Raw genomic sequence first — 16,585 nt, 5'->3', positions numbered from 1 at the left:
CAGCGAGAAGACGTTCCACCAGTAATCACGATCAGCATACCCGTGCGTGCAACCTTCCCGGCTCAATCCACCCGCACCATCTCGCTGAAAGATATTCAGCGTCCGGTCGCGGACGAACTCAAACGCTTCCAACGCTATTTCCGCGACGCCATGCGCACCTCGGTGCCCCTGCTGGATCACGTCGCGCGCTATCTGCTCCGTCAGAAAGGTAAGCGCATCCGTCCCCTGCTGGTGCTGCTTACCGCCAGACTATGCGGTGGGATTACAGAAGCCACCTATCGGGCGGCTGCCCTGGTTGAATTGTTGCATTCGGCAACCCTGGTGCATGACGACGTAGTTGACGGTGCCGAGCGGCGGCGCGGCATGTTTTCAATTAATGCCATCTGGAAAAACAAGGTGGCTGTCCTCTTTGGCGACTTTCTGCTCAGCCGCGGACTGCTGCTGGCGCTGGAGCACCGCGACTACGAGACGCTTCACGCGCTGTCCGATGCAGTGCGCCGCATGAGCGAAGGCGAACTGCTTCAGATCGAAAAATCCCGCCATCTGGATATTGATGAAGCCACCTATTTCCGCATTATCTCGGATAAAACCGCTTCGCTGATTGCCGCCTGCACCAAGTGCGGCGCGCTCAGCGCAACAGACGATCCCCAGGTGATTCATGAAATGCATCGCATGGGAGAAAAACTGGGGCTGGCCTTTCAGATCCGCGATGATCTGTTCGATTACGGCGAGGATGTGGGCAAACCCATCGGCATCGACCTCAAGGAAAAGAAACTGACGCTGCCACTCATCTATGCCCTTCGCGTAGCGCCTGCCTCCGAACGCCGACGCATTCTGCGCATTGTGCGCAAAAAGAAAAAAACGCGCGAAGATATCCAGCGCGTCGCTTACTTTGCCGAGGCGTATGGCGGCATGACCTACGCGCGCCAGCGCATGGAAGCCCTCGCCCACGAGGCCCGCGCCATTCTTGAACGCTATCCCCCAAGTGATGCCCGCCAGGCCCTTATTGATCTGGTGGACTATACCGTTACCCGCACCCGATAAGCATCCCCAACGGTGCAAAGTGCCTGTGAAGCTGCGCGCCGATCATCGTTTTGTGCTAAATTGAGGAAGCCGTTACGCACAGGCACCTAACTTCTCAGGAAGCACCATGCCTTCGCTTTACCTGCTGGGAACCGGTGCGGCGGTGAGCGACCCCCACCGCACCACGACGATACTGGCTGTTGCCGACGAAGCCTCCCTGATCGTGGTCGATTGCGGCGGCGATGTGATTCAGCGAATGTTAGCCGCCGGCCTGGATCCGGTGCGGCTGACCGCACTGATTCTCACCCATGAACATCCAGATCACACCAGCGGCTTTCCCCTGTTCATGGAACGCATCTGGCTGCTGGGTCGCCGCGAGCCCATTCCCATCTACGGCATCCAGCCCGCAATCGATCAGGCCCGGCGCTGCTTCGACACCTATAACACTGCTACCTGGGAGGGGCTTCCAACACGCGACTGGCGTGAAGTGCCCTATCAACCCGGAGCGCTGGTGCTGGAGAATGAGCGCTGGCGCATCCGCGCCTGGCCGGTCGTTCATCCGGTACCTACCGTAGGGCTACGCTTCGAACACCTCCCTACCGGCCGGGTGATTGCCTATTCCTGCGACACGGAACCCACCGAGGCCATTCTGGAACTGGGCCGCCATGCCGACATCCTGGTCCATGAAGCTACTGGCGAGGGACCAGGCCACACGTCGCCTGAAGCGGCTGCGCGTCAGGCAGCCCGCGCAGGTGCCCGGCGGCTGCTGCTGGTCCATCTACCACCCGGCCTGACGGAAGCCAGCCTTACCCAAGCGCGCCAGCACTTTGCCGATACGGAGCTGGGCGTAGAACTGGGCCGCTACGACCTGTGACCCACAGGTAGGCGCCCACGGCTGCCATCTTTTCCTCAGTAGGGAACGTCGCGCTTTTTTCGACGCATTGCTTCCCGCAAGCACATGGCTTAAGCAAAGCCAGCACGAGCCAGGTGGGGGCACATGACAAAACGGGCTACCTGTCCGTTTGACTCCCTATGCCCAGCAACCGGTCACTTCCCGAGCCAGCATCGCGGTAGTAGACAAAGGCGGTGTATATGTTGTCCTCTCGCGGCAACGCCGCTGCGTTGGCGCGCACCGGCTGCGCCCCGTTCAGCACATACCGGTATGTGTGCCAGCCCTGCTTGACAAGCGCTGCGCCCTCATAGCGACGACGCTCCGGATTCCAGCGGAGCCGGTAGGTAGGCCGGCGCGTCCAGCCGGTAAAGCTGCCGGTGAGCCACAGCGACTGCTGCCAGCGCCGTTCTGGGATTAGACGAAAGTGCACGCGCACGTACTCCGCGGTTCGGTGCGGATCGCCTGGCGCGTCTTGCACAACTGCTGCCACCACAGACTGTCCGGCCAGCAACGGATCGGTATCGCTGCCTCCAAAACGCACGTAGTCGGGAGCCAACCAGACTTCCGGAGGGCTTCCGGCGCGATTCACCCGCTCGCGCGGCCCACCCGGCTGCAACACACTCAGATCCAGAAAATAATCGGCCGGTTCGGGCGGAAACGGCTCTTCCAGCAAAAAAAGAAGCATGGGCTGCTCATCCAACAACACGCGCCGACTGCATCGCATTGCCTCAAACGCTCCGTTGCGAGCAAAGCAGACCACGTAGTCAAACACCGCCCCACTGATTTCAGCCGGCGGCCGAAAGCGGGCCAGCGGCCGCACCTCCGGAAAGAGCTGGCTGCCTGGGAAACGCTCCAGATGCACTTCAACTCGAATGCGCTCCTCCACTACAAAAAATGCACGCTCAAACAACACCGCTTCCTCCTGTCCCTGCTCGGTAACCCGCAAAATGTAGTTGCCGCTCAGCCGAAACCGAATATTGTCGTTAGGGAAACGATAAACGTAATGCTGATAGGGAATGGCCGTATGCTCAGAAGGCGTGTAATCAAGCAGATCGTCCCGCGCAAATGCCTCAAGGTATTCAACCGGCGTCAGATCTCGCCGCCATGTATGATCGGCATGGTAAAAGTATACCGAAAGGGGACGCCCCCGCTCCGCCAGCAAGTCAAACCGTAAGGTGAGCCGCTCGCGTCCTCCCATCTGCAAGATGGGCCATTGTCGCTCATCTTCGCCCCGGTAGAGCTGAACCAGTCCTACCGTTTCCGCATCAGGCCCCAGGCGCGGCCCTACCGTTAAGACCGGCGAGACGAAGCGCTGCTCTGCCGCACGCGATGGCTGCCGCCTGCCTTCCCGGATGCTCGCGCAGGCTATTACCAGGAACAGTACGCACAGCAGACCGACCGATATTCGGGAAAGACGTTGCGCAGCCATGTAAGCCATAAAGTTGTCTCCTGCACGCAGGCCGCCGCACTGAAAGCACCGACCTGCCGCAACGATTCCACCAGAGCGCGACCGCCCGCAAGGATCTCTGAGGCCGACGCCTCCCCACACCCTAACGTCCACCACTGCATTGCCTGACGAAGCGTGCGAGCCCAGCCAGGCGGAAGCGTCTGGTCCCAAGATACATCCTCAAATGGGCTTTTGCAGCGCTCCCGAGGATTTTCGAGCCAGCGTAATACGTGAAGTAACGCGCCCGGGCGCCCAACGGCCGCATAACGCAGCACAATCCCGCCTCTCCCATTCAAGTCATAAGAAGGCCATTGAAGATAAAGCCTCCGATACAGCACCCGCGCGGCCTCGACCTTTCCCATCAGCGCCAACGCATCGGCCAGATGCAGTTGGAGACGGCGATCCTGCAGCGTGTCGGCGCCGGCCAGGCGCTCTCGAACCGATGCCGCATCTCCCCGCAGGAGGCGCAACTGCGTCCAACGCACCAGGGCCGGTATGAAGGCTGAATTTCGACGTAAGGCCTCGTCCAGTAATGCTTCGGCCTGCAACGTATCGCCCTGCTCCAGCATGCGCTGCGCCGCCTCGTATGCCCGCTCATGAGGAGGCACATAGTGCGGACAGCGCCGCTCGAAAAGCGACGGCACGTGAAACCGCTCTCTTACAACGGCCAGAGTCGCTCGATCCACATAGGGTATGCGCCGGAGAAATCGCACCCACTCCCTTACCAAGCTATCAACCGGCTGGCCATAGGCGGATTGAAACGACGTGCCCCCATACACCCTGCGCAGCGGAGCCGCTCCGAAACGATCCAACAGGTAGCGCACGAACGAGCCTGTCAACGTATATGCCACAGCACTTCGGCTCGTCCAGAATCCCCAGGGGTTGAGCAGCTGCGCCACCTGCGCTGTAAGCGAGTCAGTGCGATTTCGAGCTAGCAGACCGGCCACGGCGGCCTGTTCGTGGGGTGTCGGCTGCCCATCTGGCGGCTCCAGAGCTACGGCCAATCCTTCAACCAGACCAATGCGTGGCGAAAAGCCCAGCAGTGGAAGGCCCCACTTTCGCACCAGCACATGAGCGAGCTCGTGTGCAATGCTCTGTTCAAACCGCCCCTGCAACAGGTGAATCTGTGGTGAGGCCAGCCAGACCAGCGCTACACTGGTGTATCGGGCACCGGTTAGCTGCGCCCGTTGAACCGGATCCCCAAAGACAAATATGCGAACGGGATCAGGCCGAGCAATTCCCAGCCGTCGGGCCAACCGTTCATAATCGTAAGCAGCGCGGTAGGCTCGCAGCATCGCTTCTTCCTGCGTCATCCGCCGCGGATCGTAGTGCAATGTTACGCTCCCCCGCGTTATCCGACCCGAAAGGACCTGTGCCAGTCCCGTCGTGGATGTGTTCATGCCCAGTGGAACAGCCAGCAGATAAAAGGTACCCAGCAATGCCGTTATGCTCCACAACGCAGGCCACCACCCCGCCTGCAGCAACCGAGGCGTTCGATGAAAGCAGGCCACCAACCCAAACCAGAAGGCCCAGAGCAACGTCAGCGCGCGAAAGCTCAGCAGCCCCGGGCGCAGCGCCAGGTCTTCATCGTAGAGCGGACCAAGTATGCCCCCAAAAACATGATTGTACGTGTAAAGCTGAGGATGCAGCAACAAATCATACGCAACGGGGAGCACACACGTCCCCAGTCCAATGAGGGCGAACCAGCGACGGCCATGTTGCACGCCGGCACTTTCCAGCGCATTAGCCAGGGTAACGGCCAGCACCACGCTACCAGGGGGAAATAGCAGGAAAAAAAGCATTCCGCGCAGGTAGTCGCAGTTAGGCCGCCAGAGCACCGTCAGCGTAAGCAACGCCCAGGGAATCAGCAACAGAAGGAGTTGCATGCGCAGCGCGTCTCGCAAGCGACCGCCCTGCTGGAAGAAGCGCCAGGCCCACCCACCTGCTACGAAAAATGCCCCCAGCGCTATCAGCGCAGCCGACGCGGCATGCACCATTCCCAGCAACGGCACCGGCCAGAGGGCCAGACTCATGCCGCCATAAATGAACCCACAGCGCCCAATCCCTGCCCTTTGCCCACGCGGCATTCAGACCATCCGGCTTCAAAGTAGTTTGATGGTCACCCCGAGCGAAAAAACTTCCTTGAGCTGCACCTCGTTACTCACATCCCGATCGTAAAGCGCTACCACTTCCAGGCTGGTGCCTAACCAGCTATTTACCTGCATCTCCAGCAGGTTTTCCCAGAGCATATCGGGAAGATCAGGCTTATTGAAGGCCGCAAAAAGGCCCAGACGCGATTTCAAGCGGACATTTTTGAACAGCTCTCGATCAACTTCCGTACGAGACTCCACCCCTACTTCAAACCGAACCGTCTGATCCGGCTCCAGTCCGTACAGCTTGCGAAGCCGCTGAATCAGCACAATTGTTTCCTTGGCTCCGATCCCCAGCCGCTGGCGGAACCAGCCATCCGCCTGATAGGTGAGGCCCATGGCCTGGTTCAGGATCGCTGGCGAAAACAGATCAGAGACCTTGACCGGTGGTGGGCGACCATCTCCAAGCGGGTTTTTGTTGTAATTGTAGCCCGGGGCGAACTGCGTGCGTAGATCGGCCGACATGGTCGGGTTGAACAGGCTAAAAAAGCCATCCCCCCGGTATTGCAGCGAAGCAGCCAATCGGATAAGATCTTCCGCCTTGCGCACTTCAAGCGTGTCCTGTTTAACGACCCCCAGCGTCAGCCGCACGTCATAGTGTTGACGCCAGGCAGGCGAAATGCGCTCAAACGTTCCATTTAGCGCCCCTGAGAGGGCCAGTGCGTTTAATCCACCTTCCGCCCAGTTGCTAAACGCGGCTTGCGTAGCCGACAACCGGGTGCTCAGGCTTTTCTTCCAGACCACCCGGCTCGTATCGACCGTATGCGCCCAACCGGCTTCCGCAATCCATCCAAGCAATCCAATTGCTATAAAAATTATCCCCTTGTTTCTAAAACACATAAATCCAAAATCCATTAGTACCTGTATCCAATAAAAAAGGCTATGCGTGCGGCATAGCCTTTTTACGAACGCGTGGCGAAAAGAGAAAAGCGCATCCGTTACATTGCCTTCTTTTTCTCCTGAATTTCTACACGGATCTCCTGAGCCAGCTTTTTCAGTTCCTGCATAGCCTTCCGGATGCGCGTACCGGCGGCTTTGTTGCCTTTCTCGTAGAACTTTTTGAAATCCTGCTCGAGGCCTAAGACGAGATCGCGGAGCTGTTCGAAGCGGTTCATAGGAGACCTCCTTCGGTTTTTGGTTTCAGGGAATGGGCACTCATGTACCTACGAGTGCGCTGCTATTTGTTCACCAACTTAACATACTGCACGTATTGTGTCAAGCAGAGGGGAAACAGAATCATTAAAAAACTTCCTGTTTCAGCGCTTCCGGAAGCTTCTCTAATTGGCCGCGCCAGGTTCTGAGGTGTTGCTGTTGGCATGCGGTTGCTACGGCCGCGTCTGCCACCTGTCCCTGCCGATCTGTTAGCAGGAGAACAACAGCATCCGATGCCCAGGCGCTGGCCAGTGCACGGAGCACCTCAGCCGCCGGTGCTTCCACGACCTGCTGTGTTGCTGCCTGCACCAGAGTGGACACAACGGGCCAGACGCCCTGGTGCAGGAGTCGCGCCAGCCATGCTATGTGGCCTACCTGTAGCGTTCCCGTCCGTTCGCGCCGCAGCAATCCCCGATCACTGCCCTGAATGCCTACGGCTGGAATTAGCAGTTCATTCAGCCCGGCCACCAGGCGCTGGTTGGTTTCGCGAATGCCTCGCTCAATAAGCATCCGTTCCCGATCGGTATGGGCTACTAGCACCCCCGCCCGACGCTCCGGCACATATCCTTCCGCCTCCAGCAACTGCTCCGCCCGTCCTCCACTGCCATGTACCAGCACCAGGGGGGCTGGCAACTGCTTCAGCACCTGGGCCAGGCGCTGCACCAGCAACAGATCCTCAAGATGTCCTTCATCCAGATATAACAGACCAACTGGCATGGCTGCGCGCCCCTTCAATGTTCTACGACGATGCGGCGCCAACGCAGGCATCTGTCGGAAAGATTCGCCATCGGCCCCTTGCATCCTAGCATGCCACTTCGTTCTTTAAACCAGCCACCACGGGAGAGTTGCCAACCCCAATCACCTTCGGGCCTCTATGCATCGCTTCAGTCATCTGCATTGCCATACCCAGTATTCCCTGTTGGATGGAGCTGCTCGCATTCAAACGTTGCTGGAGCGCGCCGCCGAATATGAAATTGAAGCCCTTGCCATCACTGACCATGGCAATCTGTTTGGCGTGCCCGAATTCTGCCGCACGGCTGAAAAGATGGGCATTCAGCCCATCATCGGCTGTGAGTTTTATCTGACCCCTGCCAGTCGCCACGATCGCAGCGAGCGCACCCGCTACCATCAGGTGCTGCTCGCCAAGAACGAAACTGGCTATCGCAACCTGATCAAGCTCTCCTCCATCTCCTATCTTGAAGGTTACTACTACAAGCCCCGCATCGACCACGAGCTGCTGGCGCAGTACCATGAAGGATTAATTGCAACGACCTGCTGCCTGCAGGGAGAAATCCCCCAGACGCTCCTCCATAAAGGCGAAGCGGCTGCCCGGAAAATCTTTGAGTGGTACCTGGAGCTTTTTGGCGAGGATTACTACATCGAAATCCAGGATCACGGACTGCCGGACCAGAAAAAAGTCAATGCTATTCTGCTCCGGTGGGCCCGGGAGTATGGCGTCAAGGTCATTGCCACCAACGACGTGCACTACGTGGACCGCACGGACGCCGAGGCCCACGACGTGCTACTCTGCCTCCAGACGGGTAAGGATCTGTCGGATCCCAACCGCATGCGCTTCGACAACGACCAGTTCTACCTGAAAAGTCCGGCCGAAATGCGCCAGGCGCTCCTGGCCGATATTGAGCCCCGCCTGGTTGACGAAATGATGGCCACTACGGGCGAAGTGGCCGACAAATGCCGCTTCCAGCTTCCAACCGGCAAACTGCTCATGCCGCACTACCCGATCCCGCCGGAATACAACGGCGACATGGATGCCTACCTGCGGGATCTGGTCTTTGAAGGGGCCCGCCGCCGCTACGGCGACCCGCTGCCCCAGGAAGTGGCCGAGCGCATCGAACACGAACTGGCCATCATCAAGAAGATGGGCTACGCCGGCTACTTCCTGATTGTGCAGGATTTCACCACCGCTGCCCGTCGGCTTGGCGTGCGCGTCGGTCCAGGCCGCGGCTCAGCAGCCGGCAGTGCGGTGGCCTACTGCCTGGGCATCACGAACATCGATCCGCTCAAGTACGACCTGCTCTTCGAGCGCTTTCTCAACCCGGAGCGCGTCTCCATGCCCGATATCGATATCGACTTTGACGACCGGGGCCGCGGGAAGGTGATCGACTACGTCGTGCAGAAATACGGCCGCGAGAACGTCTGCCAGATCATCACCTTTGGTACCATGGGGGCCAAGATGGCCATCCGCGACGTGGCCCGTGTGCTGGGCATTCCGCTGGCCGAAGCCGACCGCATTGCCAAGCTCATTCCGGACGGCCCCAAAGTGACGCTCGCCACCGCCTACGAGGAGGTGCCCGAGCTCCGCGCGCTCAAGGAAAGCAATGATCCGCAGATCCGCAAGCTGCTCCACTACGCTGAGGTGCTGGAAGGCTCCGTGCGGCACACCGGCGTGCACGCCGCGGGCGTCATCATTGCACCAGGCCGGGTGCACGACTACGTCCCGGTAGCCATTGCCAAAGGCAAAGACAACGACACGGTCACCACCCAGTACGACGGTAAATGGATTGAGGAGTTCGGTCTCCTCAAGATGGACTTTCTCGGGCTGAAAACACTCACCATTCTCAACGATACGCTGCAACTCATCAAAGAAAACCACGGCATTGACATCGACCTGGACGAAATTCCCCTGGATGACCCCAAAACATTTGCGCTGTTTCAGCGAGGCGAGACGGTGGCCATCTTCCAGTTTGAATCCGAAGGGATGCGCGAGTGGCTGCGCAAGCTCAAGCCAACGTCCATTGACGACCTGATCGCCATGAACGCCCTCTACCGGCCGGGCCCTATGGACCTGATCCCCAATTACATTGCCCGCAAGCACGGGCTGGAGCCGGTGGAGTACCCCCATCCCCTGCTCGAACCTGTTCTTAAAAACACCTATGGCATCCCGGTTTATCAGGAACAGGTCATGGAAATGGCCCGGGTCATTGCGGGCTACACCCTGGGCCAGGCCGACTTGCTCCGGCGGGCCATGGGTAAAAAAAAGGTGGAAGAAATGCGGCGGCAGCGGGAAATCTTTCGCGAAGGAGCGGCCCGTCTGCACGGAATCTCTACGGAAAAAGCCGATGAAATCTTTGACATGATGGAAAAGTTCGCCGGGTACGGGTTCAACAAGTCGCACTCGGCAGCTTATTCCATCGTGGCCTATCAGACCGCCTATCTGAAAGCCAATTTCCCGGCCGAGTTCATGGCGGCGGCGATGACCAGCGAAATGGGCGACACGAAGAAGCTGGCGGTGGTGCTTGACGAGGCGCGCCGCATGGGGCTGGAGCTGCTGCCGCCTTCGATCAACCGAAGCCAGGCCCATTTTACGGTTGAGGAGGGGCGCATTCGGTTTGGTCTGGGCGCCATCAAAGGGGTCGGCCTGGGCGCCATTGAGGCCATCCTCAAAGCCCGAGAAAAGCATGGGCCGTTCCACACAATTTTTGACCTGGTGCGCCATCTGGACCTGCGCGTTGTCAACAAGAAAGTGCTGGAATCGCTGGCGCGTGCAGGTGCGCTTGACGAGCTGGAGGGGCATCGGGCGCAGCTTGTCGAAGCGATTGATCTGGCTGTGCAATATGCCCAGAAAGTGCAGGCCGACCAGATGGCGGGGCAGGCTTCCCTCTTTGGAGAAAGCGGCACGCGCACCGCTTTACCCCCTCCCAATCTGCCGGTCGTGGAGCCCTGGTCGCGCGCCCGTTGCCTGAAGGAGGAGCGGGAGCTAATTGGCTTTTACGTGACCGGACACCCACTTGAAGCGTATCGCGCCGAGGTTAATGCCTTTGCTACCACCACGTTGGCCGAGCTTTCCCGCACGCTGAAGGAGGAAGAGGTCCCCCGGAATGGATCAGCTAACGGTACGGCAAACGGTCACGCAAGCCGTCCGATGCGGCCCCGTCATCGCATCTGTGGGATTCTTACCGAAGTGCAGCGGCGCATCGGCCGCAATGGTCGTCCGCTGGCCTTTGCGACCATTGAAGACTTTACCGGTCAGGGAGAGCTGGTCATCTTCTCTTCGGTGTTGGAGCGCGTCATGCCCCACCTGGAAGTGGATGCGGTCGTGCTGGTTGAAGGACAGGTTGAAGTGCGCGGAGGCAGCGTCAAGATACTGGTGGACGAACTGTGGCCGATGTGGAAGGTGCGTGACGAGCTGGTCGAGGCGCTTGTGGTGCAACTTGATCTGGAGCAGGTGCATCCGGAGCAGATCGATCGCTTTCATGCGCTCTGTCGGGCCCATCCGGGCCGGTGCAAGCTATACTTTGACCTGCTCAGCGACGACTTTCCCGGTGGGCGTCAGCGGCTGCTCAGCCGGCGCTGCCTGATTGAACTCAGCGACGCGCTCATGCAGCAGACGCTCCAGCTTTTCGGTCCCGAGGCGGTTCGCCTGGAAAGCCGTCGCCTGGCCATGCCGGTACCGTCGTAGCATGGCCCGACGCAAAATAAAGCGGGGCTGCCTGGTGCGGCAGCCCCGCTTCGGGGTTGCGGGGGTGTGTCAGGGCGCGCTTAGAATTCCATGTCTCCGGGGCTCGGCGTCTGCGCCTTTTCCTTCTCCGGCTTTTCGGCCACGACGGCCTCCGTGGTCAGCAGCAGGCCGGCCACCGAAGCGGCATTCTCCAGCGCCGTGCGCGTGACCTTGGTCGGGTCGATCACGCCCTGCTTCAGCAGGTTGCCGAACTCCTCGGTCTGGGCGTTAAAGCCAAAGTCGCCCTCACCATCCTTGACCCGCTGCACCACGATCGAGCCTTCCCAGCCCGCATTCTCGGCGATCTGCCGGAGCGGCTCTTCCAGCGCCCGCTGGACAATCTGGACGCCGATCTTCTGGTCTTCATTCTCGACCTCCACCTTGTCGAGCGCCGGAATGGCCCGGATGTAGGCCACGCCACCACCCGGCACGATGCCTTCCTCAACGGCCGCACGCGTCGCGTGCAGCGCGTCTTCGACGCGGGCCTTCTTCTCTTTCATTTCAGGCTCGGTGGCTGCACCGATCTTCAGCACCGCTACACCACCGGCCAGCTTCGCCAACCGCTCCTGCAGCTTTTCACGATCGTAATCGCTCGTGGTCTCCTCAATCTGCTGCCGGATCTGGTTGGCACGGGCCTTAATCTGCTCCGGATCGCCCTTACCGCCGACAATCGTGGTGTTGTCCTTGTCAATAATGATGCGCTCCGCCTGGCCCAGATAGTCTAGCGTGGCGTTCTCCAGCCGATATCCTTTCTCTTCGGAGACCACCGTACCACCCGTCAGGATGGCAATATCCTCCAGCATCGCTTTGCGACGATCTCCGAAGCCTGGCGCTTTAACGGCCGCCACTTTCAGCACGCCACGCAGCTTGTTAACGACCAGGGTCGCCAGCGCTTCGCCTTCCACATCCTCGGCGATGATCAGGAGCGGCTTGCCGGTCTGGACCACCTTTTCCAGAATCGGCAGCAGATCCTTCATCGCCGAGATCTTCTTGTCATGGATCAGGATGTAGGCCTCCTCCAAGACGGCCTCCATCGTATCGGGGTTCGTCACAAAGTAGGGCGAGAGGTAACCCCGGTCGAACTGCATCCCTTCGACGACCTCCAGGGTCGTCTCGGTACCCTTGGCCTCCTCGACCGTGATGACGCCATCCTTGCCAACCTTTTCGAAAGCGTCGGCGATAAGCTGTCCGATCGCCTTGTCGCCGTTGGCCGAGATTGTGGCCACCTGCGCAATCCGGTCCTTATCCTGCACCTCCTGGCTCTGCTTGCGCAGCTCGGCCACCACAACCTCCACGGCCTTGTCGATGCCGCGCTTCAGATCCATCGGATTGGCGCCCGCCGTGACGCTCTTCAGGCCCGCCGTCAGGATGGCCTGAGCCAGAACGGTCGCCGTGGTTGTCCCATCGCCCGCCACATCGCTCGTCTTTGAGGCGACCTCCTTGACCATCTGGGCGCCGACATTTTCCAGCTTATCCTCCAGCTCAATTTCCTTGGCAACCGTTACGCCATCCTTTGTAACCGTCGGGGCGCCAAACTTCTTCTCAATGATCACATTCCGACCTTTCGGTCCCAGCGTAACCTTGACCGCATCGGCCAATTTATCGACGCCCCGCTTCAGCGCCATGCGCGCATCCGCATCAAACGTAATCTGCTTCGCAGCCATCGTTTTCCCTCCAGCTTGTTTGGTTCAGCTCACCGGTTTTCCGGACAACGGTTCACGAAAAAAGCGCCACGAATCGTCTCGCAGCGCTTACTTCTCTTCAATAATACCCAGGATATCCGTCTCCCGCATAATGAGGTACTCTTCGCCGTCGATCGTAATCTCGGTGCCGGCATACTTGCCATACAGCACCTTATCTCCCTCCTTAACGCTCATTTCGATCTTCGTCCCGTTCTCCACACGACCGGGACCGACGGCGATCACCGTACCCCGCTGCGGCTTTTCCTTCGCCGTGTCCGGAATGTACAGACCGCTTTCGGTCTTCTCCTCCGGTGGCTCCGGCTTGATCACCACACGGTCGCTGAGCGGTTTGATCTTAACCTTTGCCATACCGCGCTCCTCCGTTGGGTTTATGGGTGGACGTTGCAACCCCGCTTTTAAAGAAACGATCAAGATTTGTTAGCACTCTCCTCTTGAGAGTGCTAAGCCTTCAACCGCTCGTTTTTCGGGGGAGTTCCGAAGTCCGGTGAAGAAATCACAAAACAAACTGGCATAGATCGGGCAAAATGTGTAGCTTTTAAAAGGTCACGGTTCATCACTGGTTTTATTACCATGGCGTTACAATCCAACGGGGGTCGCTACGTAGCGCTTGGCGTCTCGGGTCTGTTGCTTTTGCTGGTCTCGTTACCTCCCTTTGTCTCACCTTCTGCGCGCGCGCTGCTCATGGCCGCCTTTGCCCCCCTGTGCCATCAACTACCCGACCGCTCCTTCTGGATCGACGGCGTCCAACTGGCTGTCTGCCAGCGGTGCTATGGCATCTACACCGGCCTCTTCCTGGGAGCTCTGCTACTGCCAATGTTTGGCGCCAGGGCAGCCTGGATGTACCGGCAGGCACGTTGGCTGCTGGTTGTTGCGTTATTTCCCCCTGCGTTGGATTGGGGGCTGCAAATCCTTCAGCTATGGAACAACACGCCGCTTAGCCGCACGCTCACCGGCCTCTGGTTTGGCCTTGTGGTGGGGCTGCTACTCACAGCAACCCTCTGCCATGCGCCGCGAAAGGCGCCCCCCCAGCCGGCATAGCACACCATCCTGTTGAAGGAAAGCCACGTAACATTCACTAACCCAATCCCTGAAGAGCTTATGGCAGAGAAGCTACCTTCCATCTTGCTGGGTGGCGCGGTCATTGGCGTTGCCAATGTGCTGATCTCTCAAATTCCCGTGGTGGGCGGTTGCCTCGCCTGTTTGCTGTATCTAGGAGCTGGCATGCTGGCCGTCTGGCACTATACCAATGCGCATCAGGTAACCCTTCCCGGTGGCCAGGGGGCCCTGATGGGTCTGCTGGCCGGCATTGCCGCCGCCCTTATTGGAGGCATACTGGCCTTCCTGCTAATTCGCATAGGCATCCTGCCGGATCCTGTTGCCGTAATGGAAGCCAGTGGACAGTTGAGCGAAATGCCTCCCGAGCAGGCCGAGATGGCGCTTCGCTGGATCCGTGCCGTTTCTGGACCTCTCGGGCTGCTGTTTGGCGCTGTCATTGGAGGGCTTATCGGATTAATTGGTGGGGCAATCGGTGCCGCTACGTTTAAGAAGGGACCTGAAGGACCCGACGCTTCCGTCGAATCGGGCGCTATTTAACTGCCACCGATTAAAATATCTCTGTTTAGATTAAGCCGGCGCACCTGTGGTGCATGGGGCGAAGCCGTTGACGGTGCTTCGCAGTGGGTCTGGCGTACGCTTCTCTAACCATCTCCAACCAGGCTGCATTTTTAACGCGGCGCGCGCCGGACCCGAGATGGCGCGCCTGGCGTACATCCTGGACCCAGGCGCGCTGCGATTGCCCCATAGCCATGCGCATTCCGGAAGCTACCATTGAAGCCATCCGTGCGGCCATCGATATTGTCGAGGTCGTAGGCGAATACGTATCGCTTCGACGCCGCGGCTCCAACTGGTTCGGGCTATGTCCTTTTCATGAAGAAAAGACGCCGTCCTTTAGCGTCAATCCTACCCTGGGCATTTTTAAGTGCTTCGGATGCGGGGTAGGAGGGGATGTGTTTGCGTTTATTCAACAGATAGAGCGCGTCAGCTTCGTAGAAGCCGTGCGCCTGCTGGCCGAGCGCGCCGGCATTCCACTTCCGGACGGCGAAGAGGACACCCATGATTTGCGTCCGGCGCTTTACCATGCGTTGCGCTTTGCAGCCCGCTTTTACTTTGAGCAGCTAAGCCATCCGGAAATCGGCCAGGTTGCTCGCGCTTATCTCAAACAGCGGGGCATTCGTCCGGAAGCGGTTCGTCGCTTTGGTCTGGGCTACGCGCCCGACGCCTGGGACGCTCTGCTGAAGGCAGCAACGCAGGCAGGCATCCAGCCAGAGGTGCTGGAACAGGCGGGCCTGGTGCTCCCTCGTAAAGAGCGCACCGGGTATTACGACCGCTTTCGCCATCGGCTCATGTTTCCCATTTTTTCGCATACCGGCCGGGTCGTTGGCTTTGGTGGACGGCTGCTCACGCCGCATCCAGACCAGCCTAAGTACATCAACACGCCTGAAACGCCTGTCTATCACAAAGGGCGCACGCTCTATGGACTCTACCAGGCACGGCAGGCATTGCGAGCCCAGGGCGAAGCCATTCTGGTCGAAGGCTACACCGACGTGATCGCGCTGCATCAGGCCGGCATTGAGCACGTAGTCGCTACCAGTGGTACCGCCCTTACGCCTGACCAAGCCCGTCTGCTGGCTCGCTATGTGCGGCGGGTTGTACTGCTCTATGATGCTGATGCGGCCGGCCAGCAGGCAGCCCTGCGCAGCATTGAACTGTTTCTTGCACGCGGCCTGAGCGTCTACGTGGTATCGCTACCTCCGGGCGAAGACCCCGATTCGTTCGTGCGGGCGCAGGGCGCGCGGGCTTTCCAGGAATATCTGCAGCGCCACCGCCGGGATTTTGTGACTTTCCACTACGAACTGGCGCGCCGTCAGGGACAGCTCGATACGCCGGAGGGCGAAGCCGAAGTGGCCCGCACTATTGTGGAGGCTATTGCGCGCCTTCCTGACCCGCTACTACGCGAACCCTACGTGCGCCGCGCTGCTGAACTGCTGAAAATTCCTCCGGTTCGCCTTCTGGAAATCCTGCAGGCAACTGAAACGGCTCCTGCACGCGAAGCGCCTTCCCCCCGCTCTACGTCGGTGTCGCTACCGCCGCAGCCTCCTCCCGTTTGGCACGAAGCCGAGCGCCTGCTGGTGCGCCTCATGCTGGAAGAAGGTCGGCCGATGATTGCCTTTGTCCTGGGGCATATGGCGCTGGAGGAATTCACCGAAGGCCCCCCTCGTCAACTGATTACCCGATTGCTTGAACAGTACGAAACCGGTGCCGTTGACGCACGCCCCTTCCTGGAAGGTCGTTATGGCCCCGAGCTGCAACGCCTCGCCACAGAGGCCCTTATGGAACCCTACGAACCTTCTGAAAACTGGGCGCGCAAAGGCATTCCTGTTCCTCGCCTGCGCGACCGCGCCTATGAAGCGGCCGCCGATGCAATGATGCGCCTTAAACTGCAACGTATTGATGAGCTCATTCACCAGCTCAAAGAAGAACAACTGCGCGCGCAGCATAATGAGGCGCGTCTGCGTGAAATTATTGCCCGTCTCAACCACATCTTGCAACTTCGCCGTCAGATCGAACGCCGCGCTTTTCTTAATCCTGAACTACTCCCCCGTCCCTGATCTGTACCGGCCCCCGAATGCCTCTCCGCCTTTCCAGGCGCGCCAGGATCTCAACGGGCACGCTGCTGCCGCGCGCTTCAGCAAAGGCAGA

At 59.4% G+C, this 16,585-nt stretch carries 13 protein-coding genes; 6 read left to right on the top strand and 7 right to left on the bottom strand.

Annotated elements, in window-relative coordinates; genetic code table 11:
* Window positions 1-36 precede the first annotated feature (36 nt).
* Complete coding sequence (locus BUA15_RS00580; RefSeq protein WP_084660505.1) at window positions 37-1,044, top strand: polyprenyl synthetase family protein; 1,008 nt, start codon at window positions 37-39, stop codon at window positions 1,042-1,044.
* A gap of 106 nt (window positions 1,045-1,150) precedes the next feature.
* Window positions 1,151-1,897, top strand: coding sequence for an MBL fold metallo-hydrolase (locus tag BUA15_RS00575; RefSeq protein WP_072713916.1), 747 nt, complete (start codon window positions 1,151-1,153; stop codon window positions 1,895-1,897).
* 136 nt (window positions 1,898-2,033) lie between these two features.
* On the opposite strand, the gene BUA15_RS00570 is transcribed toward BUA15_RS00575, so the two are convergent.
* The 5 genes from BUA15_RS00570 to BUA15_RS00550 all read right to left on the bottom strand — a co-directional run bounded on the left by BUA15_RS00570 (window position 2,034) and on the right by BUA15_RS00550 (window position 7,381).
* The gene (locus tag BUA15_RS00570; protein WP_245771865.1) at window positions 2,034-3,344 is read right to left on the bottom strand and encodes a type IX secretion system plug protein domain-containing protein; all 1,311 of its coding nucleotides are present in this window, start codon (window positions 3,342-3,344) and stop codon (window positions 2,034-2,036) included.
* The gene (locus BUA15_RS00565) at window positions 3,284-5,395 is read right to left on the bottom strand and encodes a tetratricopeptide repeat protein (protein ID WP_245771864.1); all 2,112 of its coding nucleotides are present in this window, start codon (window positions 5,393-5,395) and stop codon (window positions 3,284-3,286) included. The genes BUA15_RS00570 and BUA15_RS00565 overlap by 61 nt, the downstream gene beginning before the upstream one ends.
* 69 nt (window positions 5,396-5,464) lie before the next feature.
* Window positions 5,465-6,352 carry a DUF3078 domain-containing protein gene (locus BUA15_RS00560; protein WP_072714558.1) on the bottom strand — a complete coding sequence of 296 codons (888 nt, stop codon included), beginning with the start codon at window positions 6,350-6,352 and terminating at the stop codon, window positions 5,465-5,467.
* Window positions 6,353-6,450: 98 nt separating this feature from the next.
* Window positions 6,451-6,627, bottom strand: a complete 177-nt coding sequence (locus BUA15_RS00555; protein ID WP_072713913.1) for a histone H1 — start codon at window positions 6,625-6,627, stop codon at window positions 6,451-6,453.
* A 124-nt stretch (window positions 6,628-6,751) separates the two neighbouring features.
* Entirely contained in the window at window positions 6,752-7,381 is a 630-nt protein-coding gene (locus BUA15_RS00550; RefSeq protein WP_072713911.1) for an amino acid kinase family protein, read from the bottom strand.
* 157 nt (window positions 7,382-7,538) lie between these two features.
* Here BUA15_RS00550 and dnaE point away from each other — a divergent pair, with 157 nt between their 5' ends.
* Window positions 7,539-11,084, top strand: coding sequence for a DNA polymerase III subunit alpha (dnaE, locus tag BUA15_RS00545; protein WP_072713910.1), 3,546 nt, complete (start codon window positions 7,539-7,541; stop codon window positions 11,082-11,084).
* Window positions 11,085-11,164: 80 nt separating this feature from the next.
* Here dnaE and groL read toward each other — a convergent pair whose 3' ends face one another.
* Entirely contained in the window at window positions 11,165-12,787 is a 1,623-nt protein-coding gene (groL, locus tag BUA15_RS00540) for a chaperonin GroEL (protein WP_072713909.1), read from the bottom strand.
* Window positions 12,788-12,874: 87 nt separating this feature from the next.
* Window positions 12,875-13,174, bottom strand: a complete 300-nt coding sequence (gene groES / locus BUA15_RS00535; protein ID WP_072713907.1) for a co-chaperone GroES — start codon at window positions 13,172-13,174, stop codon at window positions 12,875-12,877.
* A 222-nt stretch (window positions 13,175-13,396) separates the two neighbouring features.
* Between groES and BUA15_RS00530 the strand changes: the two genes are divergently transcribed.
* From BUA15_RS00530 to dnaG, 3 genes are all read left to right on the top strand, one after another.
* A complete protein-coding gene (locus BUA15_RS00530) occupies window positions 13,397-13,864 on the top strand; it encodes a DUF2085 domain-containing protein (protein WP_072713906.1) in 468 nt (155 codons plus the stop codon).
* 60 nt (window positions 13,865-13,924) lie between these two features.
* Window positions 13,925-14,419 carry a hypothetical protein gene (locus BUA15_RS00525; protein ID WP_072713904.1) on the top strand — a complete coding sequence of 165 codons (495 nt, stop codon included), beginning with the start codon at window positions 13,925-13,927 and terminating at the stop codon, window positions 14,417-14,419.
* 212 nt (window positions 14,420-14,631) lie between these two features.
* Complete coding sequence (dnaG, locus tag BUA15_RS00520; protein ID WP_072713903.1) at window positions 14,632-16,494, top strand: DNA primase; 1,863 nt, start codon at window positions 14,632-14,634, stop codon at window positions 16,492-16,494.
* Window positions 16,495-16,585: the final 91 nt, after the last annotated feature.

It is taken from the genome of Rhodothermus profundi, assembly GCF_900142415.1.
GTDB classification, from domain to species: Bacteria; Bacteroidota; Rhodothermia; order Rhodothermales; family Rhodothermaceae; genus Rhodothermus; species Rhodothermus profundi.
This window is presented reverse-complemented; position numbering and strand designations above follow the sequence as displayed.